Annotated in this window: 17 protein-coding genes and 1 riboswitch; of the genes, 7 read left to right on the forward strand and 10 right to left on the reverse strand. The window is 71.7% G+C overall.

Going from position 1 to position 21,759, the window contains the following annotated elements:
• The first annotated feature begins 84 nt into the window (after positions 1–84).
• Positions 85–813, forward strand: coding sequence for a ZIP family metal transporter (locus OG841_RS35895; protein ID WP_328637575.1), 729 nt, complete (start codon positions 85–87; stop codon positions 811–813).
• A gap of 32 nt (positions 814–845) precedes the next feature.
• On the opposite strand, the gene cobI is transcribed toward OG841_RS35895, so the two are convergent.
• The 9 genes from cobI to OG841_RS35940 form a co-directional block, all read right to left on the reverse strand.
• Complete coding sequence (gene cobI, locus OG841_RS35900; RefSeq protein WP_328637574.1) at positions 846–1,592, reverse strand: precorrin-2 C(20)-methyltransferase; 747 nt, start codon at positions 1,590–1,592, stop codon at positions 846–848.
• Entirely contained in the window at positions 1,577–3,043 is a 1,467-nt protein-coding gene (locus tag OG841_RS35905) for a cobyrinate a,c-diamide synthase (protein WP_371568359.1), read from the reverse strand. The genes cobI and OG841_RS35905 overlap by 16 nt, the downstream gene beginning before the upstream one ends.
• Entirely contained in the window at positions 3,040–3,639 is a 600-nt protein-coding gene (gene cobO / locus OG841_RS35910; RefSeq protein ID WP_069762938.1) for a cob(I)yrinic acid a,c-diamide adenosyltransferase, read from the reverse strand. Before cobO ends, OG841_RS35905 begins: the two co-directional genes overlap by 4 nt.
• Positions 3,639–5,630 (reverse strand): putative cobaltochelatase, encoded by a 1,992-nt coding sequence (locus OG841_RS35915; RefSeq protein ID WP_365117687.1) that lies wholly within the window; start codon positions 5,628–5,630, stop codon positions 3,639–3,641. Before OG841_RS35915 ends, cobO begins: the two co-directional genes overlap by 1 nt.
• Positions 5,627–9,283 (reverse strand): cobaltochelatase subunit CobN, encoded by a 3,657-nt coding sequence (gene cobN / locus OG841_RS35920; protein ID WP_371568363.1) that lies wholly within the window; start codon positions 9,281–9,283, stop codon positions 5,627–5,629. Before cobN ends, OG841_RS35915 begins: the two co-directional genes overlap by 4 nt.
• Positions 9,280–10,791 (reverse strand): cobyric acid synthase, encoded by a 1,512-nt coding sequence (locus OG841_RS35925; RefSeq protein ID WP_365117684.1) that lies wholly within the window; start codon positions 10,789–10,791, stop codon positions 9,280–9,282. Before OG841_RS35925 ends, cobN begins: the two co-directional genes overlap by 4 nt.
• On the reverse strand, positions 10,788–11,729 hold the full coding sequence (locus OG841_RS35930; RefSeq protein WP_371568366.1) for a cobalamin biosynthesis protein: 942 nt from the start codon (positions 11,727–11,729) through the stop codon (positions 10,788–10,790). The genes OG841_RS35925 and OG841_RS35930 overlap by 4 nt, the downstream gene beginning before the upstream one ends.
• A gap of 101 nt (positions 11,730–11,830) precedes the next feature.
• Positions 11,831–11,970: riboswitch (cobalamin riboswitch) on the reverse strand.
• 150 nt (positions 11,971–12,120) lie between these two features.
• Positions 12,121–12,342, reverse strand: a complete 222-nt coding sequence (locus OG841_RS35935; protein ID WP_020121372.1) for a hypothetical protein — start codon at positions 12,340–12,342, stop codon at positions 12,121–12,123.
• A 26-nt stretch (positions 12,343–12,368) separates the two neighbouring features.
• Positions 12,369–13,607 (reverse strand): inorganic phosphate transporter, encoded by a 1,239-nt coding sequence (locus OG841_RS35940; protein ID WP_328637568.1) that lies wholly within the window; start codon positions 13,605–13,607, stop codon positions 12,369–12,371.
• A gap of 420 nt (positions 13,608–14,027) precedes the next feature.
• On the opposite strand from OG841_RS35940, the gene OG841_RS35945 reads away from it, so the two are divergent.
• From OG841_RS35945 to OG841_RS35955, 3 genes are all read left to right on the forward strand, one after another.
• Entirely contained in the window at positions 14,028–14,720 is a 693-nt protein-coding gene (locus OG841_RS35945; protein WP_328637567.1) for a class II aldolase/adducin family protein, read from the forward strand.
• A gap of 449 nt (positions 14,721–15,169) precedes the next feature.
• A complete protein-coding gene (locus tag OG841_RS35950; RefSeq protein WP_328637566.1) occupies positions 15,170–16,345 on the forward strand; it encodes an alpha/beta hydrolase in 1,176 nt (391 codons plus the stop codon).
• 157 nt (positions 16,346–16,502) lie between these two features.
• A complete protein-coding gene (locus tag OG841_RS35955; protein WP_328637565.1) occupies positions 16,503–17,900 on the forward strand; it encodes a hypothetical protein in 1,398 nt (465 codons plus the stop codon).
• 1 nt (position 17,901) lies between these two features.
• Here OG841_RS35955 and OG841_RS35960 read toward each other — a convergent pair whose 3' ends face one another.
• Positions 17,902–18,315 (reverse strand): VOC family protein, encoded by a 414-nt coding sequence (locus OG841_RS35960; protein ID WP_328637564.1) that lies wholly within the window; start codon positions 18,313–18,315, stop codon positions 17,902–17,904.
• Positions 18,316–18,580: 265 nt separating this feature from the next.
• On the opposite strand from OG841_RS35960, the gene OG841_RS35965 reads away from it, so the two are divergent.
• The 3 genes from OG841_RS35965 to OG841_RS35975 all read left to right on the forward strand — a co-directional run bounded on the left by OG841_RS35965 (position 18,581) and on the right by OG841_RS35975 (position 21,705).
• Positions 18,581–20,179, forward strand: coding sequence for an ABC-F family ATP-binding cassette domain-containing protein (locus OG841_RS35965; protein WP_326669751.1), 1,599 nt, complete (start codon positions 18,581–18,583; stop codon positions 20,177–20,179).
• Positions 20,180–20,541: 362 nt separating this feature from the next.
• A complete protein-coding gene (locus tag OG841_RS35970; protein WP_004002281.1) occupies positions 20,542–20,763 on the forward strand; it encodes a helix-turn-helix domain-containing protein in 222 nt (73 codons plus the stop codon).
• Positions 20,764–20,892: 129 nt separating this feature from the next.
• A complete protein-coding gene (locus tag OG841_RS35975; protein WP_371568378.1) occupies positions 20,893–21,705 on the forward strand; it encodes an enoyl-CoA hydratase/isomerase family protein in 813 nt (270 codons plus the stop codon).
• Positions 21,706–21,759 lie beyond the last annotated feature (54 nt).

Below are 21,759 nucleotides of genomic sequence, written 5' to 3' on the forward strand. Positions count from 1 at the left end.
CTCTCATTGCAAAAGGTGTCAAGGGTGTCGCCGGTGCGATGGCCGGATGTGCGCGAACAGGGGTTGATCGGATACCAAGGCCCTATGGCGGTCTTCGTCGCGCTCGGCGCGTTCCTGATGACGCTGGCCGGAGGCTGGACGGCACAGCGGGTGACCGACCACCGTCATCTGGTCCTCGGTCTGGCCGGCGGCCTGATGCTCGGCGTGGTCGGCCTGGATCTGCTGCCGGAGGCGCTGCGCGCGGCCGGCGACGAGGTCTTCGGCGTCCCCGCGGCCCTGCTCCTCTTCGTGGCCGGCTTTCTGCTGGCCCATCTGGTGGAGCGTCTGCTGGCGGCCCGTCAGGCTGCGCACGGTGGCGAGGAGCGGAACGGCCGGGCGCCCGAGGTGGGCCTCACGGCGGCGGCCGCGATGGTCGGCCACAGCGCCATGGACGGCGTGGCGATCGGCGCGGCCTTCCAGGTGGGCGGCGGCATGGGCACCGCAGTCGCGCTCGCCGTCGTGGCCCACGACTTCGCGGACGGCTTCAACACGTACACGATCACGAGCCTGTACGGGAACGACCGCCGCAAAGCGCTGGGGATGCTGTTCGCGGACGCGGCGGCCCCGGTGGTGGGGGCCGCCTCGACGTCGTTCGTGACCATCCCGGAAGGTCTGCTCGGCGGCTACCTCGGCCTCTTCGGCGGCGCGCTGCTCTATCTCGCGGCGGCCGAGATCCTCCCCGAGGCCCACCACGAACACCCCGCCCGCTCGACCCTGCTGTGCACCGTCGCGGGCGTGGGTTTCATCTGGCTGGTGGTGGGCCTGGCCGGCTGATCCGGCGGCTCTGGAGGGGCTTGCGGAGGGTGTCACAACTTGCCACCCCGGGTGCCGTCCCGCCGCGCGGGCGCGATGAGGGTGGAGAGATACGGCAGGGGAGCCCCGTCGAGCTCACCGGCGGGCCGGATGGACTCGGCCTCCATGCCCAGCGCCGATCCCCATACGGCGTCCTCGATCCGCCCGGTCTCCCTGAGCGCCTCGGCCACCTCACCGGCCAGCCGCCCGAACTTGTACGCGACGACGGTCCCTGGTCCGTTGAGCGCCTCCTTGAGGACGGCGGAACCGGCGGTGACGGGCACCAGCGTCAGCGGCTCGGTGCCCTCGGTCAGCACGGCCCCGGAACGCGCGGCGAGATCCTGCATGGCGGTGATCCCGGGCACGGTCTCGACGACGGCGTCGGGCACGAGCTCGCCGATGGTCTGGGCGAGATAGGTGAAGGTCGAATAGACGTTGGGGTCGCCGATGGTGGCGAAGGCGACGCACGCGTGGGCGGCGAGCAACTCGGCGACCCGCTCCCCGGCCGCGTCCCAGGCGGCCTCGCGCCGGGCGTGATCACTGCGCTCGTTGAGGGCGAAGACGACCCGGACGATCCGCTCCTGGGGCACGTAGTGCAGAACGGTGGCCTCGGCCCGCCCCTTCTCACCGGTGTCCATGACCGGCACCACGACCACATCGGCGGCGCGCAGGGCGTTGACACCCTTGACGGTCACCAGCTCCGGATCCCCGGGCCCGACCCCGACCCCGATCAACCTGCTGCTGCTCATGACGTCCGGCACCTCTCCACGAACCGACGGGCGACACCGGGCACCGAGGCCCAGTGCGTGTGCAGATAACTCGCGTGCACACCACGCTGTACAAATCCTTCGAGCCGCCGCCGGGGCACCCGCACACCCCAGGCCGCGGCGTCCCCCGCCTCCGGCTCCACCACGGTCCGGTGGAACTCGTGCCCCTGCATCCGTGTCCCGGCGACAGCAAGTGAACTGTCGCTGACGGCGACGGCGTCCCGATACCCGAGGGTGAGCCTGTCCTCCATCCGGGCCGAGGCATCGAGCACCCCGCACATCGGCTGCCCGTCGAGCTCACGGCACAGATAGAGCAGGCCGGCACACTCGGCGGCGACGGGAGCGCCGGTCTCTGCGAGGGCTGAAACGGCCTTGCGCAGCGGTTCGTTGGCGGAGAGCTCGGCGGCGTAGACCTCGGGAAACCCGCCCCCGATGACCAGGCCGGCGGTCCCGTCGGGCAGCCGCTCGTCCCTCAGCGGATCGAAGGGAACGACTTCGGCACCGGCGGCGGCGAGCAGCTCGCTGTGCTCCGCGTAGGAGAACGTGAAGGCAGGACCACCGGCAACAGCGACCACCAGCCCGTCCGGCGTTTGAGGACGAGGCCCCTCAAGGGCCGACGGGGGTCTGGGGGCGGAGCCCCCAGGCGGGGTCGAAGGGGCGGCAGCCCCTGGGGACGGGACGGGTAGGGGCGGCGGGGGCGAAGAAGCCAACACCTCAGCCGCATCCCAAGCCGCGCACGACAACGCCCCCGCACCCCGGGCCAGCGAAACCAGCCCATCGAGATCGCACCCGGCACGGACCTGTTCCGCCATCGCCGCGACCGCATCCACCGCCGCCCCCCGCCGCTCGGCGACCGGCACCAATCCCAGATGCCGAGAAGGCGTGTCCACCTGGGCCACCCGCCGCAGCACCCCGAACACCGGCACCCCGGCCGACTCCAAGGCCTCCCGCAACAACGCCTCATGACGGTCGGACGCGACCTTGTTGAGGATCACGCCCCCCACCCGGACCTCGGGATCCCACGACGCGAACCCGTGCACCAGCGCGGCAACGGACCGGGACTGCGACGAGGCGTCGACGACCAGCACCACGGGCGCCCGCAACAGCTTCGCCACATGAGCCGTGGACGCCAGCTCTCCTTCCCCCGCGGCCCCGTCGAACATCCCCATCACCCCCTCCACGACGGCGATGTCACACCCGCGCGCCCCGTGCAGGAACAGCGGAGCCACCAGCTCCGGCCCACACAGATACGCGTCGAGATTCCGTCCCACCCGCCCGCTCGCGAGCGCGTGATACCCGGGATCGATGTAGTCCGGCCCCACCTTGTGCGGAGACACGGCGAGCCCCCGCGCGGCGAACGCGGCCATCAACCCCGTGGCAACGGTGGTCTTGCCGCTGCCGGACGACGGCGCGGCGATGACCAGCCGAGGGACGGAAGAAGTCACCACTCGATGCCCCTCTGCCCCTTCTGCCCGGCGTCCATGGGGTGCTTCACCTTGGACATGTCGGTCACGAGATCGGCGAAGTCGACCAGCTTCTCGGGCGCGTTGCGGCCGGTGATGACCACGTGCTGGGTCCCGGGCCGATTCCTGAGCACGTCAAGAACCTCATCCGTGTCCACCCACCCCCAGTGCATCGGGTAGGCGAACTCATCGAGCACATACAGCTGGTACGTCTCGGCGGCGAGGTCCCGCTTGACCTGCTCCCAGCCCTCCCGGGCCTTCTCCTCGTTGTCCATCTGGGCGTCGCGCTGCACCCAGGACCAGCCCTCACCCATCTTGTGCCAGTCGACCGACCCGCCCTCCCCGGACGCCCCCAGCACCCGCAGCGCGTTCTCCTCGCCGACCTTCCACTTCGCCGACTTGACGAACTGGAACACTCCGATGGGCCACCCCTGATTCCAGGCCCGCAGGGCAAGCCCGAAAGCGGCGGTCGACTTCCCCTTGCCGATGCCCGTGTGCACCACCACCAACGGCCGATTACGACGCTGACGAGTCGTCAGTCCGTCCTCCGGCACCACACTCGGCTGTCCCTGAGGCATTACGCGGCCCTCCTCTGTACGTCCTTCACCAGTCCGGCGATCGAGTCGGCCCGCAACTCGTCCAACGTCACCGCCGTGCCGTCCAGTTCACCCGCCAGCTGCCCGGCGAGCCCCAGCCGCACCGGCCCGGACTCGCAGTCGACGACGACGGAGGCGACGCCGTCCGCGGCGAACAGCCGGGCCGCCCGCCCCGCGAGCGCGACCGGTTCGGGCCCACCGGTGGCCCGCCCGTCCGTCACCACGACGACCAGCGCCCGCCGCGCGGGATCCCGCAGTCGCTCCACCCGCAGCACCTCGTGCGCCCGCAGCAGCCCGGCCGCGAGCGGGGTACGCCCACCGGTCGGCAGGGTCTCCAGCCGGGCGGCCGCGGCGTCCACCGAGGACGTGGGCGGCAGGGCGACCTCCGCCGCCGACCCCCGGAACGTCACCAGTCCCACCTTGTCCCGCCGCTGATACGCGTCGAGGAGCAGCGACAGCACGGCCCCCTTCACGGCACTCATCCGCTGCCGCGCCGCCATCGACCCCGAGGCGTCGACGACGAACAGCACGAGATTCCCCTCGCGCCCCTCCCGCGTCGCCTGCCGCAGATCGTCACGCCGGACGACGAGCCCGCGCCCCGTCCGTCCCCGCGCCCGCTGATGCGGGGCGGCCGCCTGCACGGTGGCCGCCAAGTGCAGCTTGGTCAGGGCCCCTTGGGGCCGCCGGGCACCGGTCGTCCGCCCGTGCTCGGTCCGCGCACGGGACCGTCGCCCGGCAGCGCCGTCGCCGAGCCCGGGCACGCTGAGCACCTTGGTACGGAAGGGCTCGGAAGCCCGCGCGGCGGACTGCTCCCCGGAACCGGCACCGGAGGCCTGCGGCTCGCCACCGTCCCCCGCCTCCGGCTGCGCACCGGAATCCCCGTCGGCCTGCGGCCCGTCGGACGACGGCGGCTGCCCGCCACCCCCACCGGGCCCGTCCGGGTCGGGATCCTCGTCGCCCTCCCCGCTGAACTCCTCCAGCGTCTCGTCGAGCTTGTCCTCGTCAAGTCCCGGCGCGTCGAAGGGGTTACGGCGTCGGCGGTGCGGCAGCGCGAGGAGCGCGGCCTGCCGCACGTCCTCCGCGAGCACATCGGTCCGCCCGGCCCACGCCGCCAGCGCGGTCGCCGTACGGGCCATCACGATGTCGGCCCGCATACCGTCCACCTCGAACGCGGCACAGGTCGCCGCGATCTGCCGGAGCGCCCCGTCGCCCAGCCGCACCGACGGCAACAACTCCCGTGCGGCGACGATCCGTTGCCGTACGGCACTCTCCTCGTCCGCCCAACGCGCCGCGAACCCGGCCGGATCGTCGTCGTAGGCGAGCCGCCGCCGCACGACCTCCACCCGCTGGTCCGGCTCCCGCGAGGCCGCGACCTCGACGGTCAGCCCGAACCGGTCGAGCAACTGCGGCCGCAGCTCGCCCTCTTCGGGGTTCATGGTGCCGACGAGCAGGAACTTCGAGGCGTGCCGTACCGAGACCCCCTCCCGCTCGACGTACGACGCCCCCATCGCGGCGGCGTCGAGGAGCAGGTCGACCAGGTGGTCGTGGAGGAGGTTGACCTCGTCGACGTAGAGGATCCCGCGGTGGGCGTCGGCGAGGAGTCCCGGCTCGAAGGCCTTCACTCCCTCCGCGAGCGCCCGCTCGATGTCGAGGGCGCCGACGAGCCGGTCCTCGGAGGCGCCGACGGGGAGTTCGACCATGCGGGAGGGGCGCATGCCGCCGTTGCCCGCCTCGTGCGGACCGTCCGGGCAGGACGGGTCCGGTGCGGCGGGGTCACAGGAGAAACGGCAGCCGGGGACGACCGCGACCTCGGGCAGCAGAGCCGAAAGGGCGCGCACCGCAGTCGACTTGGCGGTGCCCTTCTCGCCGCGCACCAGCACACCGCCGACCGCCGGCGACACGGCGTTCAGCAGCAGCGCGAGCCGCAGGTCCTCCTGGCCGACGACGGCCGTGAACGGAAACGGGGTACTCACTTCTCGTCACCCTCCAAGTCGCCCTCGAGCTCCAGGTACGTGGCCCGCAGCCGCTCCAGCGTGTCCGCGTCCGGCTCGGCCCACAGTCCACGGTCGGCGGCCTCCAGGAGCCGCTCCGTGATGCCCCGCAGCGCCCAGGGGTTGGACTTCTTCATGAAGTCCCGGTTCTCCGCGTCGAAGACGTACTCCGCGCTGAGCTTCTCGTACATCCAGTCGTCGACCACGCCCGCCGTGGCGTCGTAGCCGAAGAGGTAGTCGACGGTCGCCGCCATCTCGAAGGCGCCCTTGTAGCCGTGCCGGCGCATGGCCGCCATCCAGCGCGGGTTGACGACCCGGGCCCGGAAGACCCGGTGGGTCTCCTCGCCGAGCGTCCGCGTCTTCACCTGGTCGGGCGTGGCCGAATCACCCACGTACGCCTCGGGGTTGGCGCCCGTGAGGTGGCGCACCATGGCGACCATGCCGCCGTGGTACTGGAAGTAGTCGTCGGCGTCGACCAGGTCGTGCTCGCGGGTGTCGACGTTCTTCGCGGCGACGTTGATCCGCTTGAAAGCGGTCTCCATGTCCCCGCGCGCCGCCCGCCCGTCCAGCCCGCGCCCGTAGGCGTAGCCGCCCCACACCGCGTACACCTCGGCGAGGTCGGCGTCCGAGCGCCAGTTGCGGGCGTCGATCAGCGGCAGCAGACCGGCGCCGTACGCCCCCGGCTTGGACCCGAAGATCCGGGCCGTCGCGCGCCGCCGGTCACCGTGCTCGACGGTGTCCTCGTCGGCGTGCGCCTTCACGAAGTTCCGGTCGGCCGGCTCGTCCAGCTCGGCGACCTTGCGGACGGCGTCGTCGATCAGGCCGACGACGTGCGGGAACGCGTCCCGGAAGAAGCCGGAGATGCGGACCGTGACGTCGATGCGCGGACGGCCGAGCTCGGTCAGGGGAACGACCTCGAAGCCGGTGACCCGCCGCGAGGCCTCGTCCCACACCGGACGGCAGCCCAGCAGCGCGAGGATCTCGGCGATGTCGTCGCCCTGCGTACGCATCGCGGACGTACCCCAGACCGTGAGCCCCACGGACTTCGGGTACTCGCCGGTGTCGGCCAGGTACCGCTGCACGAGCGAGTCGGCGAGCGACTGTCCGACCTCCCAACTCAGCCTGGACGGAATGGCCTTGGGGTCGACGGAGTAGAAGTTCCGGCCGGTCGGCAGGACGTTGACGAGCCCGCGGGTCGGCGAGCCGGAAGGCCCGGCCGGGACGTAACCGCCGTCCAGGGCCTTGAGGATGTGGGCGATCTCGTCCGTCGTACGGGCCAGCCGGGGCACGACCTCGGTGCAGGCGAACTCCAGCACGGCGACGGCCTCGGGGAGTTCGGTGCCGAGGACGTCACGCACGAGAACGGGGACGGCTGTCACGTCCCAGGACACGGCCTCCATGCCCTCCGCGACCCGTCGGCACAGCTGCTCCAGCAGATCGATCGCGTCGGCGGCGCTGCGCGCAGGACCGTCGACGAGGTCCGAGAGCTCGACCGGAACCTTCACCGGCGCACCGGGCTCGGCCAGCAACTCCTTCTCGACCAGCCCGAAATGCTCCGCCAGCGAAGCCCGCAGCCCCGGCAGGGCGTTCGCCTGCCCGCCCCACACCTGAGAGGCGCGCAGCACGGCGAGCACGAGGTTGACCCGGGCCTCGTCGACCGGTCCGCCGCCGAGGATGTGCAGCCCGTCGCGGATCTGCACGTCCTTGATCTCGCACAGATAGCCGTCGATGTGCATGACGAACTCGTCGAACGCCGCGTCGTCCGGCTGCTCGTCCACATGCAGGTCGTGGTGGAGCTCGGCCGCCTTGACCAGCGTCCAGATCTGGGCGCGCACGGCCGGGGCCTTGGTCGGGTCGAGGTCGGAGACGAGCGCGTACTCGTCGAGGAGCTGCTCCAGCTTGGCGAGGTCGCCGTAGGTGTCGGCCCGCGCCATCGGCGGCACCAGGTGGTCGACCACGGTGGCGTGCCCGCGCCGCTTGGCCTGGGTGCCCTCGCCGGGGTCGTTGACGATGAAGGGATAGATCAGCGGCAGTTCACCGAGCACGGCGTCCGGCGCGCAACCCCCGCTGAGGCCGAGGCCCTTGCCCGGCAGCCACTCCATCGTGCCGTGCTTGCCCATGTGGACGATCGCGTCGGCGCCGAAAGAGTTCTCGAGCCACCGGTACGCGGCCATGTAGTGGTGGGACGGCGGCATGTCCGGGTCGTGGTAGATCGCGATCGGGTTCTCCCCGAAGCCGCGCGGCGGCTGGATCATCACGACGACGTTCCCGAACTGGAGCGAGGCCAGCACGATGTCGTCCCCGTCGACGTACAGCGAGCCCGGCGGCTCACCCCACGCGTCCACCATGGCCTGGCGAAGTCCCGGCTCCAGCCGGTCGAACCAGGCCCGGTAGTCGGCGAGCGGCACCCGGGCGGGAGCCGACGCCAACTGGTCCTCGGTCAGCCACTCGACGTCGTGTCCGCCGGCCTCGATCAGCCGGTGGATGAGCTCGTCGCCGTTGTCGGGGTACCCCTCGACGACGTACCCGGCATCCCGGAGCGAGTCCAGCACCCGCACCGCCGAAGCGGGCGTGTCCAGGCCCACCGCGTTGCCGACCCGCGAGTGCTTGGTCGGATACGCGGTGAAGACCAGCGCGAGCTTCTTCTCGGGGTTCGGCTTGTGCCTCAACTCCGCGTGCCGTACGGCGATCCCGGCGACCCGCGCGGCCCGCTCGGGGTCCGCCACGTACACCGGGACGTCGTCGGGCCCCTGCTCCTTGAAGGAGAACGGCACGGTGATCAGCCGTCCGTCGAACTCCGGGATCGCGACCTGCATGGCCGCGTCCATGGGGGAGAGGGCGGCGTCCGACTCGTCCCACGCCGCCCTGGACGACGTGAGGCAGAGCCCTTGCAGCACCGGCACGTCGAGGTCGGCCAGCGCCCCGATGTCCCAGGCTTCCTCGTCACCGCCCGCCGAGGCCTGCGAGGCGTGGGTGCCGCCGGCGGCGAGGACGGTGGCGACGAGGGAGTCGGCCCGGGCGAGGAGCTCGTAGAGCCCGGCGTCGGCACCGCGCAGTGAACCGCAGTACACGGGAAGGGCGTTGGCGCCCCGCGCCTCGATCGCGTCGCACAGGGTGTCCACGAAGGCGGTGTTGCCGCTGAGTTCATGGGCCCGGTAGAAGAGCACGCCGACGGTCGGGCGGCCGTTGTCCGGCGCCGGCGGGCCGTGGACGCCGTACTCCGGCATCTTCCGCGGCTCGGCGAACCCCTCGCCGGTCAGCAGCACGGTGTCGGACAGGAACCGGGCGAGTTCCTCCAGGTTCGCGGGCCCGCCCTCGACGAGGTACCTGAGTGCCTCGGCCACGACACCGGCCGGTACGGACGACTCGGCCATCAACTCGGCGTCCGGCACGGTCTCTCCGCCGAGCAGGACGGTCGGGACGCCGGAAGCCTTCAGCGCGGCGAGCCCGTCCTCCCAGGCCCGCTTGCCGCCGAGCAGCCGTACGACGGCGATGTCCGCGCCGTCCAGGAGTGCGGGCAGCTCGTCCGTGACGTCGATCCGCGTCGGGTTGCCGATCCGGTACTCGGCACCGGAAGCGGCCCGGGCCGCCAGCAGATCCGTGTCGGCGGTGGACAACAACAACACTGTGCTCATGCGGGCGCTCCCGGTGGAATGAAAGGCAGTCCTTGCGGCGCGCCGGACTCGATGAGTCGCCACAGCGCGTCCGTGTCCGCGTGCTCTTCGATCAGGTCGCCGAGCCGGTCGAGTTGCTCCTCGCGCAGCGCGGCGAACGAGGTGTGGGGGGCCGGCACGAACCGGCGGCCCGCGGCGGCCGCCACCTCCCGCAGGAAGGCCCGCCGGAACCCGTCCGACTCCAGCGAGCCGTGCCAGTGGGTCCCCCAGGTCTGGCCGACGCGGCAGCCGTCGAGGAAGGTTTGGCCCCCGTGGATGTCGGCGACCCCGTGATGGATCTCGTACCCCGCGACATGCTCGCCGAGGGCTTCGCCCTCCGGCCGGGTCAGGGTCTTCTCCCGCGCGAACCGCACCCGCACGGGAAGGACTCCGAGCCCCTCGACGTGCCCCCGCCGACTCTCGACCTCGTCCTCGATGTGCTCGCCGAGGATCTGGAAGCCACCGCAGATGCCGAGCACCGGGCGTCCTTGAGCGGCCCTGGTGACGAGGGCGTCGGCCAGCCCGCGCTCCCGCAGCCACTCCAGCGCCCGAACGGTCCCGCGGGTTCCCGGAATCACGACGAGGTCGGCGTCCGCCAGCTCCTCCGCCCGGTCCACGAACCGCACCACCACACCGGGTTCGGCGGCCAGGGCGTCGACGTCGGTGAAGTTGGACATCAGCGGAATCGCACAGACGGCGACCCGCAGCACGTCCTCACCCACCGGAGGGCTCACCGCGGACTCCCGGACCGTCCCCCGCAGGGACACCCGCAGCCCGTCCTCCTCGTCGATCCCGAGCCCGTGCCGGAAGGGCAGAACGCCGTAGGTGTGGCGTCCGGTGAGCCCGTGGAGCATGTCCAGTCCCGGCTCCAACAGCGAGACATCCCCCCGGAACTTGTTGACGAGGAACCCGGCGACGAGCGCCTGGTCCTCGGGGGAGAGCAGCGCGACGGTCCCGAAGAAGGAGGCGAAGACGCCCCCGCGGTCGATGTCGCCCACGACCAGCACGGGCAGCCCGGCGTTCCGGGCGATCCCCATGTTGACGATGTCGGTACGCCGCAGGTTGATCTCGGCCGGGCTGCCGGCCCCCTCACAGATCACCGCGTCATACGTGCCCCGCAACTCGCCGAGACAGTCGAGCACCGTCCCGAGAAGCTGCTGCTGCCGCCCCCCGTGATAGCCGCGTGCGCTCAACTCCCCGACGGGCTTCCCGAGCAGCACGACCTGACTGCTCTGCTCACCACCGGGCTTGAGCAGCACGGGATTCATCAGCGCGGTCGGCTCGATGCGGCAGGCCTGCGCCTGCATGGCCTGCGCCCGGCCGATCTCGGCGCCCTCGCGGGTGACGAACGAGTTGAGGGACATGTTCTGCGCCTTGAACGGCGCGACCTTCACCCCCTGCCGCACCAGCCACCGGCAGATCCCGGCGGTGACGACACTCTTGCCGGCGTCCGAGGTGGTTCCGGCGACGAGAAGACCCCCGCCACTCATGCCGTACGCCCCTTCACGAAGGCCCGCGCGGCGACACCGACGCCCAGCGCGAGCAGCCCGACGCGCCGTGACAGCCGTACGGCGCGCTCGATGTCGTACGTGGCGACGGCGCGCCCTTGCCGATGCAGCACTGGCCGATGCTCGACCCGCCCCGCGTACGAGAGCGTCCCCCCGAGCCGGACACCCAGCGCCCCCGCGAACGAGGCTTCCACGGGCCCGGCGTTGGGGCTCGGGTGCTTGGGCGCGTCCTCCCGCCAGGCCCGCACGGCACCCCGCGGACTGTCACCGGCCAGGGCGGCGAGTACGGCGGTCAGCCGCGCTCCCGGCCACCCGGCGAGGTCGTCGAGCCGGGCGGAAGCCCACCCGAAGCGGCGGTAGGTGACGGACCTGTGCCCCACCATGGCGTCGAGCGTGTTCACGGCCCGGAACCCGAGCAGCCCCGGCACCCCGGCGACGGCCCCCCACACAAGCGCCCCCACGACGGCATCGGAGGTGTTCTCGGCGACGGACTCCACGACGGCCCGCGCGATCCCGTCGGCATCGAGCGCCTGAGGATCGCGCCCACACAGATGCGGCAGCCGCTCCCGGGCCGCCTCGACGTCTCCGGCCTCCAGCGCCCGCCCGATGACCCGGGCCTCCCGCACGAGTGAAGTCCCGCCCACGACGGCCCAGGTGGCGGCGGCGGTGAGGGTGACGGAAGCGGTACGGGACGGACGTACGACGTTCTCCGCGACGGCACCGAGGCCCACGGCACCGCCCACACACACGGCGGTGTGCAGTGCACCCCACCCCCGGTGGTCCCGCCACAACACCCGCTCCACGGCGCCCGCGGCCCGTCCGAACGCGGCGACCGGATGCCCCCGACGGGGGTCACCGAGCAGAAGGTCGCCGATCAGACCGGCGGCGGCGCCGTACGCGAAGACGCGATCGGCACGCACCGGCTCAGCCGATCGCGGGGTCGTTCAAGTGCCTGGTACCGCAGGTGGATCGGCAGGCGAGCATCGCGTCATGTCCTCACTCAGGGTGTCCACGCCCTGGTTCGACGAGTCCGGCGGCGAGAGTTCCTGGCTCCCGGGGCTACCTACCCCGGTGACAGTGGCGGGACCGCGCCGGATTCGCACCGGCTTCCTCTTCTGCCGCCGTATATGGCTCCGGCAGTCCACCACGGCCCTTCGAGAGCCGTCAACTTGCTTCTGACCTGCGGCGGGGGAGTGTGCACAACCCCACATCGCCGGTCCGGCGGGACAGCGGACCGGAGGCGAAAGAACGGCCGGGAGGGTACGGAACGTTGAGTTCCGTACCCTCCCGGCCGTCGAGGGACCGGTGCCGTCAGGCCACGATCAGATAGATCCCGTACGCCACGGCCGCCGCGCACGCCGCGAAGCAGGCGTAGGCGCCGGTGACCGCGAGGGCGGCCGAGTCGCCCTGGGCGGTGGCCCGTTCCTGGCGGGACAGGCCCATGATGCCGAGGGTGAACAGGGCCACGAGGCCCACGGTGACGACGAGGCTGACGCCGAAGACGGAGCCGAGTGCTTCCCAGTCGATCTTCATGGTGAGGCTTCCTTAGTACTGCGGGCTCAGACGGCGGCCGGCGGGGCGGCCGGTTCCGTCGTGGCGGGCGGGGCCGGGATCGTGGCGGTGAGGGCCTCGGTCACCGTGCCCGCGGGCGGCGGGGTCACGGCGGCGATCGCCGTGGTCACCACGCCGGCCGGCTCGTCGGTGTGGTTGACGTTGGACGCGTCCACGACCTCGCGCCGCGAGATCTTCCAGATCGCCGCGCTGGAGGCGACGAGGAAGACCGCCACGACCGCCGTACCCCAGTCGCCGAGGTCCGTGACCGACTCCGCCAGGGCGCCCACCAGGGCCGCCGCCGGGAGCGTCAGGCCCCAGGCGACGAACATGCGGGTGGCCGTGGACCAGCGGACGACGCCGCCCTTGCGGCCGAGGCCGGCGCCCATCACCGAACCGGAGACGGAGTGCGTGGTGGAGAGGGAGAAGCCGAGGTGGGACGAGGCCAGGATGACGGTGGCCGCGCTGGTCTGGGCGGCGAAGCCCTGCTGCGGCTGGAGGTCGGTCAGGCCCTTGCCCATGGTGCGGATGATGCGCCAGCCGCCGAGGTAGGTGCCGAGCGCGATGGCGAGGCCCGCCGAGAGGATGACCCAGGTGGGCGGGTCCGAGTCGGGTGCGACGACACCGCCGGCGACCAGGGCGAGGGTGATGATGCCCATCGTCTTCTGCGCGTCGTTGGTGCCGTGGGCCAGCGAGACCAGACCGGCCGAGGCGATCTGGCCGGTGCGGTAGCCCTTCGCGGCGGCCTTGCCGTCGGCCTTCTTGCCCAGGCTGTAGGAGAGCCGGGTGGCCAGCATGGCGGCGATGCCCGCGACGATCGGCGCCGCGATCGCCGGGATCAGGACCTTGGTGATGAGCGCGTCACCGTGGACCGCGCCCATGCCCGCCGAGGCGATGGTGGCGCCGATCAGCCCGCCCATGAGGGCGTGCGAGGAACTGGAGGGCAGGCCCACCAGCCAGGTCAGCAGGTTCCAGAGGATCGCGCCGACCAGGGCGGCGAAGATGACCTCGGGACGGATGCCGGTCTCGTCGACGAGACCCTTGGAGATCGTGTTGGCGACCTCCACCGAGAGGAAAGCGCCCACAAGGTTGAGCACGGCGGACATGGCCACCGCGACCTTGGGCTTGAGTGCACCGGTCGAGATGGTGGTGGCCATCGCGTTGGCGGTGTCGTGAAAACCGTTCGTGAAATCGAACGCGAGTGCGGTTACCACCACAATCGCGAGGATCAGCGAGAAGTTTTCCATTTACCCAGGCAATCGTTCGAGGTCATTGGCCTGTTGAAGGTAAGTAACCTGGATGAACGGAAGGTGAACTGAGGCGGGCCGCACGGTGACCGTAATCTTCTGCTACGGCTTTGCTCGACCTCGCGGCCCCCGCGCGGCCCGTGCGCCCCACGGCTATGCCCCCGAACGAACCCCCTCGGCTGATGCGCCGACCCGTTTGAAGAGATTCCGGTCACCCGCCGAGTTGGAGCGGGCCATCCACGGACGTAGACGAACTCGGCACCCGTGGTCCTGGCCTTCTGCCCGTTGACGTTCTTCTGGTGCGGCGAGATGGGCAGGCTTGCGATCACGGGCCAGGTGTCCCCCGGAATGGCGTCGGATCTGTGCCCTACAGGGCCCCGGCCCGAGGCGAACCGGCGCCACGGCTGGCAGGATCGCGGCATGGCTGAGGAACAGCGGGATCCACGGGACGTACGGCGTGTCGGTGCCGAGGAGGCGGACGCCTGGGGGGAGTTGGTCGACACGGCCCGCCGGACGGTGTCCGACGGACTGGTCGTCGGAACCTCCGGCAACGTCTCGGTGCGCGTCGCGGACACGGTCCTGGTCACGCCCTCTGGCGTCCCCTACGACCGCCTCACGCCGGACGACGTCACGGGCGTCGACCTCGACGGCCGACAGGTCCTCGGCAGGCTGGTCCCGACGAGCGAACTCCCCATGCATCTGGCCGTCTACCGCAGCACCGACGCCCGCGCGGTCGTCCACACCCACGCCGTGCACGCCACGGCCGTCTCCACGCTCGTGCCCGAGCTCCCCGCGATCCACTACATGACCGGCGCGCTCGGCGGTGCCGTCCGGGTTGCCCCCTATGCCACCTACGGCACCGACGAGTTGGCCGAGAACATGCTCCACGCCCTCGCCGACCGCTCCGCCTGCCTCCTCCAGAACCACGGAACGATCGCCTACGGCGCCACCCTCTCCCAGGCCTACGACCGCACCGCCCAGCTGGAATGGATGTGCCACCTGTGGCTCACGGCCCGCGCGGTACCGGGCCTGACCCCGAACCTGCTGACGGAGGAACAGGTGATGGAGGCGGGGGAGCGGTTGCGGGGGTACGGGCAGCGGGGGCTGCGCTGAGCTTGAGCGGGAAGCCTACGGGGGTGCGACGCCGGGTCCTTGCGCGTGTGCGGGCCGGTGGGGGCTGGTCGCGCAGTTCCCCGCGCCCCTGAGGAGTTGCAGTCACCCGCGCCACAATGGACCGCTCGCCGCGTACGGCGCGCAGGGGACGGGCTGGGGGGTGTCCGCCCGCAGCGGCCGGCGTCCGATACCGAGCCCTGCTCAAGGGACCGAGCCCCGGACCGAGGACGGACACCCCCCACCCCGGCCCCGACCCACACACCACCCGCACGCGCTACATCCGCCCCCACCGAAGCCGAAACGGGCCGCCGCAGGCATCCAGGGGCGCGGGGAACTGCGCACAACGCCCACCCCCACCCAACCGAAGCAGGCCGCCGCAGGCACCCCCGCCCAACCGCCGGAGGCACGCCCACTGGCCGTCGACCGGGTCTGACAGGACACTGAAAGGCGTGCGTACTGTCAAAGCGACGGCCGCTGCCGTCACCGCAGCCCTGGCGGCCGGCACGGCCGGAATCGTCGCCGGGAGGATCGCCAGCGACGCCGGACTGAAGGCGCCACCGGGCCGCCCGCTGCCCGGTGAACCCCGGCTCACCGTTCACTCCGTCGCCGCCGGCCGTATCACCCTCACCCGCGACCTCGCCGCCCTCCGCCCCGGCCGATACGGCCTCGCAGGCGACGCCTCCCACGCCGTCGTGGGCCCCGTCCTCGCCGCGGAACCGCACTCCGCCGACACCGTCGTCCGCCGCCTGGAAAGCGTCACCCACGGCACCCTGGAACCGGGCGACAAGGTCTGGCTCACCCCGAACGCGTACGTCGGCAACCCGAAGTCGATCCTCGGCCTCGACCACACCGACGTCGAGATTCCGGGCGAACTCGGCGCCCTGCCCGCGTGGTTCATCCCGGGTGTACGCGACACCTGGGTCATCGCGGTCCACGGCCTCGGCACGACCCGCGAACACGCCATGAACCTCATGGAGTTCCTGCACGGCCTCCGCTTCCCGGTCCTCGCCCCCGCTTACCGCGGCGACGCGGGCGCCCCCCGCCCGCCCGACGGCCTGAACCACTTCGGCGACACCGAGTGGCGCGACCTGGACGCGGCGATGCGGTACGCCGTCGACCACGGCGCCCGCCAACTCGTCCTGCACGGCTGGTCCACCGGTGCCACGATGGCCCTGCGCGCCGCCGCCCACTCGGACCTGCGCGACCGCGTCAGGGGGCTGATCCTGGACTCCCCGGTCCTCAGCTGGGAGCGGACCCTGCGCGCCCTCGCCGCGGCCCGCCACACCCCCGGCGTCCTCCTGCCGCTCGCGGTGCGCGCGGCACAGGGCCGCACCGGGCTGCCCAGCGACCACTTCGGCCTGTACGCGGACCGCACCGTCCCCTACGCCGACCACGAGAACCGGACCGACGACATGGGCCCCGACCGGCCCCCGCCGCCGACCCTGATCTTCCACGGTCCGGACGACACGATCGCCCCCTGGGACCTCTCCCGCCGTCTCGCCGGCACCCACCCCGACCGGATCGCCCTCCACACGGTCCGCGAGGCCCCCCACGCGGCGATGTGGAACGCCGACCCGAGCGGCTACGAAGAAGCACTGCGCCGTTTCCTCACCCCCCTGATGTGACCTCCGGGCGCCCCGGTCCCACAGGTTCCGTTTAAGCCCGTACTACTGGCCTGATCTCGGCGTATGCCCCTTCGCGCGGCCCCGGCGTCGGCCCGCCCCGTCGCGCGCGGTGGCATTCCGTTTGGGTTTTCGGACCGTCAACCGGAAGACTGCACCCGTGACGTCCCGTATCCCGCGCGACTCCAGGCTTCGACTCGTCCGCCCGCGACCCCTGGCCGCCGCCCCCTCAGCCGTGAACCAACGGCGCCCACGCCGCCCCGCGCCCCGCCCGCCGGAAGGCACACCGGCCCCCGCGGAACTGGCCAGAATGGCGCGCTCCGGTCTCGCCGACGCGGCCCGTGTCGCGCACTGGGCCGACGGCGCCCTGGGCCCCGGCAGGGACGGCGCGGGCTCCGACGGCAAGGGCACCCTCTCCGACGAGACAGCCGGGCGCGCGGCCGGGGATCTCGGCCTGACCGCGGCTCAGGTCCGCGCCGCCTGGGACACCGCCCGCCTCGCCGGTCTGATCGAGGTGCATGGCGACAGCGCGCGCCCGGGCTGGCGGCTGCGCGCCTGGAACCGTGACGACAGCGCCGTACTGCGCGGCTGGGTCGCCCTCTTCGACGCCTGGTCGCTCGCCTCCCCGGAACCCACCGACCGCGAGCCCGCCGCCGTCGCCGAGGTCGTCTCGGCCATGCCCCAGGTGCTCTCCTTCCTCCAGCTGTCGGCCGGCCCCGTCCCGGTCGAGCAACTCCTGGACCTCCTGGAGCAGCGCGTCACCGAACTGCGCACCGCGCGCTGCGAGATCCCCTACGGTCCCCAGCCGGAGCCCGTGGAGGAGCCCGAGACGGCCGACGCCCCCCTCGCCCCCCTCCTCGACTGGGCCCTGCGCGCCCTCGCCTCCGTCGGCGCCCTGACCTACGGCGACGGGCAGGCCACCCTCACCCCGCTCGGCAGTTGGGCGGTGTGGGTCAAGCTGGAGCAGATCTGCGTCGCCGCGCAGAGTCCGGCCGGCAACATCGAGGTCGCCGCCGAGGAGATGCTGCGCGGCTGCGCCCAGCTGCGCCCCAACGCGGCCCGCGCCGAGTACCGCGCCTGGCTCGCGGCCCGTCCCGTCGGCAGCGCCGTCACCGAGCTGCTCGGCGCCGCCCGCGGTGACGACGCCCTGCTGCGCGGCCTCGCCTTCGAGGCCCTGCGCGTCGTCGGCGCCCCGGCCGAGCCCGACGTCCGCTCCGTGGCCGACGAGCCGACCCTGCGGCCGTACGCCCTGCTGTGGCTGGCCGAGCACGACGGGATCGACCCGGAGGACGCCCACGAGGTGCTCACCCGGGAAGAGGCCACCTGGCTGTGGGTCGACACCGCGGCCGCCGTCGCCGACCACGGCGAGGCCCCGATGCTGGTGCGACACCTGGAGTCCGCCCTCCAGCCGACCGTCCCCCGACTGCTCGACGAGGTCCGGGCCGTCGGCCACCCGCGCACCGTGCAGGTCCTGGTCGCCCTCGCCGCCGCCCACCCCGACCCGGCCCTCGCCAAGGCCGTACGCCGCGCCGCCTTCCAGGTGCACACGGGAGGATGAGTCAGGCGTGGATCTCCGGGGCGTACGTCCCGAAGCTCCACACATTGCCCTCGGCGTCCCTGGCCATGTAGTCCCGGGAGCCGTACTCCTGGTCCGTCGGGGGCATCAGGATCTCCGCGCCGTGCTCCACGGCGCGGCGGTGGTGGGCGTCGGCGTCGTCCACGACGACATACACCCCGGTCGTGCCCGCGTCCTTCATCGCCGCGTCGAAGACGCCGCCGCGGCCTTTCGAGCCGAGCATCACCGCGCCGTTGCCCTGCACCAGCTCGGCGTGCAGTACCGAGCCGTCCTCGCCCTCGTACACCGACAGCTCGGTGAACCCGAAGGCCTCCGTCAGCTGCTTGATCGCCGCCTTCGCGTCGGTGTACAGCAGCGTCGGGTAGATGCTCGGACGCCCACCGCTCGTGCCTGCCATGCCGATCACTCCCTCGTGATCAAGCGCCGGATCGGAAACCGGGCGCGTGCCGGGATTTCCCTCTGCCGACCAGTCTCGCAGCGACCACTGACAACGGCCCGACGGCAGCGACCGCTGAAGCGAGACGAACCGAACACCCGAACCCACAAAAGTGCTTGCACGCCACCGTTAGACTTGGCCCATGGCCATTCTCCTCGCGCATTAGACGGCGGGAACGTCCTCAGCCGCCCACCCGTCAATCCCGAATCCGCCCTGGAGTCTGTCCGTGATCTCCGCCTCCGGTATCGAGCTGCGCGCCGGCGCCCGAGTCCTCATCGAGTCCGCCACCTTCCGCATCGCCAAGGGCGACCGCATCGGCCTGGTCGGCCGTAACGGCGCGGGGAAGACCACCCTCACCAAGTGCCTGGCCGGCGAGGGCATCCCCGCCGCGGGCCAGATCACCCGCTCCGGCGAGGTCGGCTACCTCCCCCAGGACCCCCGCACCGGCGACCTCGACGTGCTCGCCCGCGACCGGATCCTCTCCGCGCGCGGCCTCGACGTCCTGCTGAAGAAGATGCGCGACAACGAACAGCGCATCGCCAACGGCCAGGGCGCCACCCGGGAGAAGGCGCTCAGGCAGTACGAGCGCCAGGAGACGGAGTTCCTCACCAAGGGCGGGTATTCCGCCGAGGCCGAGGCCGCCACCATCGCCGCCGCGCTGAACCTCCCCGACCGGGTGCTGGGCCAGCCGCTGCACACCCTCTCCGGTGGTCAGCGCCGCCGTATCGAACTGGCCCGGATCCTCTTCTCCGACGCCGACACCCTGCTCCTGGACGAGCCGACCAACCACCTCGACGCGGACTCGATCGTCTGGCTGCGCGACTACCTCAAGACCTACCGCGGCGGCTTCATCGTGATCTCCCACGACGTCGACCTGGTCGAGACGGTCGTCAACAAGGTGTTCTACCTGGACGCCAACCGCGCCCAGATCGACGTCTACAACATGGGCTGGAAGCTCTACCAGCAGCAGCGCGAGGCCGACGAGAAGCGCCGCAAGCGCGAGCGGCAGAACGCCGAGAAGAAGGCCGCGGCCCTGCATTCGCAGGCCGACAAGATGCGCGCCAAGGCCACCAAGACGGTCGCCGCGCAGAACATGGCCAAGCGTGCCGACCGGCTGCTCGCCGGCCTCGACGCGGTGCGCCAGCAGGACAAGGTCGCCAAGCTGCGCTTCCCCGAGCCCGCGCCCTGCGGCAAGACTCCGCTGATGGCGGAGGGTCTGTCGAAGTCGTACGGCTCGCTGGAGATCTTCACCGACGTCGACCTGGCCATCGACAAGGGCTCCCGCGTGGTCATCCTGGGCCTGAACGGCGCGGGCAAGACCACCCTGCTGCGTCTGCTGGCCGGGACCGAGCAGCCGGACACGGGCGCGGTCGTGCCCGGCCACGGCCTCAAGCTCGGCTACTACGCCCAGGAGCACGAGACCCTCGACCCCGAGCGCACGGTCCTGGAGAACATGCGCTCGGCGGCTCCCGACCTCGACCTCGTCGAGGTGCGCAAGACGCTGGGTTCGTTCCTGTTCTCCGGCGACGACGTCGACAAGCCGGCCGGCGTCCTCTCCGGCGGCGAGAAGACCCGCCTGGCGCTCGCCACCCTGGTCGTCTCGTCGGCGAACGTCCTCCTCCTCGACGAGCCCACCAACAACCTCGACCCGGCCAGCCGCGAGGAGATCCTCGGCGCACTGCGCACCTACAAGGGCGCGGTCGTCCTGGTGACTCACGACGAGGGCGCCGTCGAGGCGCTCCAGCCGGAGCGGATCATCCTGCTGCCGGACGGCGTCGAGGACCTGTGGGGTGCCGACTACGCGGATCTCGTGGCCCTCGCCTGAGTGAGCGCCGCTTGATCGAAAGCGTGATCCATGGCGTGATCCACGGCGTATGGATCATTCGGCCCACCGGTGATCCATCATCTGTGTGAGATCTCCTCGTACCGAGGTGTGTCCTACATCGATTTCACGGCCGAGCCCTTTATCGACAAGGGCTCGGCCGTCGTACGTCGCTGACCTGGCATTTCACAAAAGAACCCGTTCGGCGGTACGAACGACTCTGGGTGGAATTACAGATTCCGCTTGTGGGGATGCGCTCCTGTCGTCAAAACCCTGTCTTACGGACCTTGCCGAATGGGTGGCCATCGCGCCCCGGAGGGGTGATCATGAGGGGACCAGAGCGCACTTCCCATGAGGAGGCACGGGTGGCCGAGACTCTGAAGAAGGGCAGCCGGGTAACCGGCGCCGCGCGCGACAAGCTCGCGGCAGACCTGAAGAAGAAGTACGACTCCGGTGCGAGCATTCGGGCACTGGCCGAGGAAACCGGCCGCTCGTATGGCTTCGTGCACCGGATGCTCAGCGAATCGGGCGTCACGCTTCGTGGGCGTGGCGGAGCGACGCGGGGCAAGAAGGCCGCATCGTCCTGATCCGGGCGGCCATCGGCTTCGATGGTGGCCACCCGGTCGGTCGGCTGACTGACCGGGTGGTTACTGTGCAGTCACTTAGCTGTGCCGTCCTGCGGCACGGAGGATGACCGCACTCATCGGAGGCGCCCCATGGCGACGTCCAGCCAGGATGGCCAGGAACTCGTTCCCCTGCTCGACAAGGACGGCGTGCGGCTCACCGTCGAGGACACCCTCGCCACGGTGACGCTGACCAACCCGGCCAAGCGCAACGCTCAGAGCCCCGCTCTGTGGCGGGCGCTCGCCGAGGCGGGCCGGCTGGTGCCGGGCTCCGTCCGGGTCGTGGTGCTGCGTGGCGAAGGCAAGTCCTTCTCCGCCGGGCTCGACCGGCAGATGTTCACGCCCGAGGGGATCGAGGGCGAGCCGTCGTTCATCGACCTCGCCCGCAGTGGTGACGCCGAACTCGACGCCGCCATCGCTCAGTTCCAGGAGGGCTTCACCTGGTGGCGGCGCAGTGACGTCGTGTCCATCGCCGCCGTGCAGGGGCATGCCATCGGGGCGGGCTTCCAGCTGGCCCTCGCCTGTGACCTGCGCGTCGTCGCCGACGACGTGCAGTTCGCCATGCGCGAGACCAGCCTGGGCCTGGTCCCCGACCTCACCGGCACCCACCCTCTGGTGGGCCTCGTCGGGTACGCCCGGGCGCTGGAGATCTGCGCCACCGGGCGCTTGGTCACGGCCGAGGAGGCGGTGAACACCGGCCTCGCCAACCTCGCCGTACCGCTCGACCAACTCGACGCCGCCGTGCAGGACCTGGCGGCCGCGCTCCTGTCCGCCCCCCGCGACGCGGTCATCGAGACCAAGTCGCTGCTGCGGGGCGCCCAGGACCGCACCTACGACGAGCAGCGCGCCGCCGAGCGGGCGGCCCAGACCCGACGGCTGCGTGACCTCGCCGGAGTCGGCGACTAGGACCTGCCGGCGGATCGGGCAGACGTCAAGCAACGGCGACGTCCGCATGATCCG

The organism is Streptomyces canus, from assembly GCF_041435015.1.
In the GTDB taxonomy this organism is placed as follows: Bacteria; Actinomycetota; Actinomycetes; order Streptomycetales; family Streptomycetaceae; genus Streptomyces; species Streptomyces canus_G.

Bases quoted from the DNA above. Each gene is read 5' to 3' on its own strand.
- OG841_RS35960 (WP_328637564.1), bottom strand. From the start codon at position 18,315: ATGGCAGGCACGAGCGGTGGGCGTCCGAGCATCTACCCGACGCTGCTG.
- OG841_RS35945 (WP_328637567.1), top strand. From the start codon at position 14,028: ATGGCTGAGGAACAGCGGGATCCACGGGACGTACGGCGTGTCGGTGCC.
- OG841_RS35935 (WP_020121372.1), bottom strand. From the start codon at position 12,342: ATGAAGATCGACTGGGAAGCACTCGGCTCCGTCTTCGGCGTCAGCCTC.
- cobN (WP_371568363.1), bottom strand. From the start codon at position 9,283: ATGAGCACAGTGTTGTTGTTGTCCACCGCCGACACGGATCTGCTGGCG.
- OG841_RS35975 (WP_371568378.1), top strand. From the start codon at position 20,893: ATGGCGACGTCCAGCCAGGATGGCCAGGAACTCGTTCCCCTGCTCGAC.
- OG841_RS35895 (WP_328637575.1), top strand. From the start codon at position 85: ATGGCGGTCTTCGTCGCGCTCGGCGCGTTCCTGATGACGCTGGCCGGA.
- cobO (WP_069762938.1), bottom strand. From the start codon at position 3,639: ATGCCTCAGGGACAGCCGAGTGTGGTGCCGGAGGACGGACTGACGACT.
- OG841_RS35940 (WP_328637568.1), bottom strand. From the start codon at position 13,607: ATGGAAAACTTCTCGCTGATCCTCGCGATTGTGGTGGTAACCGCACTC.
- OG841_RS35925 (WP_365117684.1), bottom strand. From the start codon at position 10,791: ATGAGTGGCGGGGGTCTTCTCGTCGCCGGAACCACCTCGGACGCCGGC.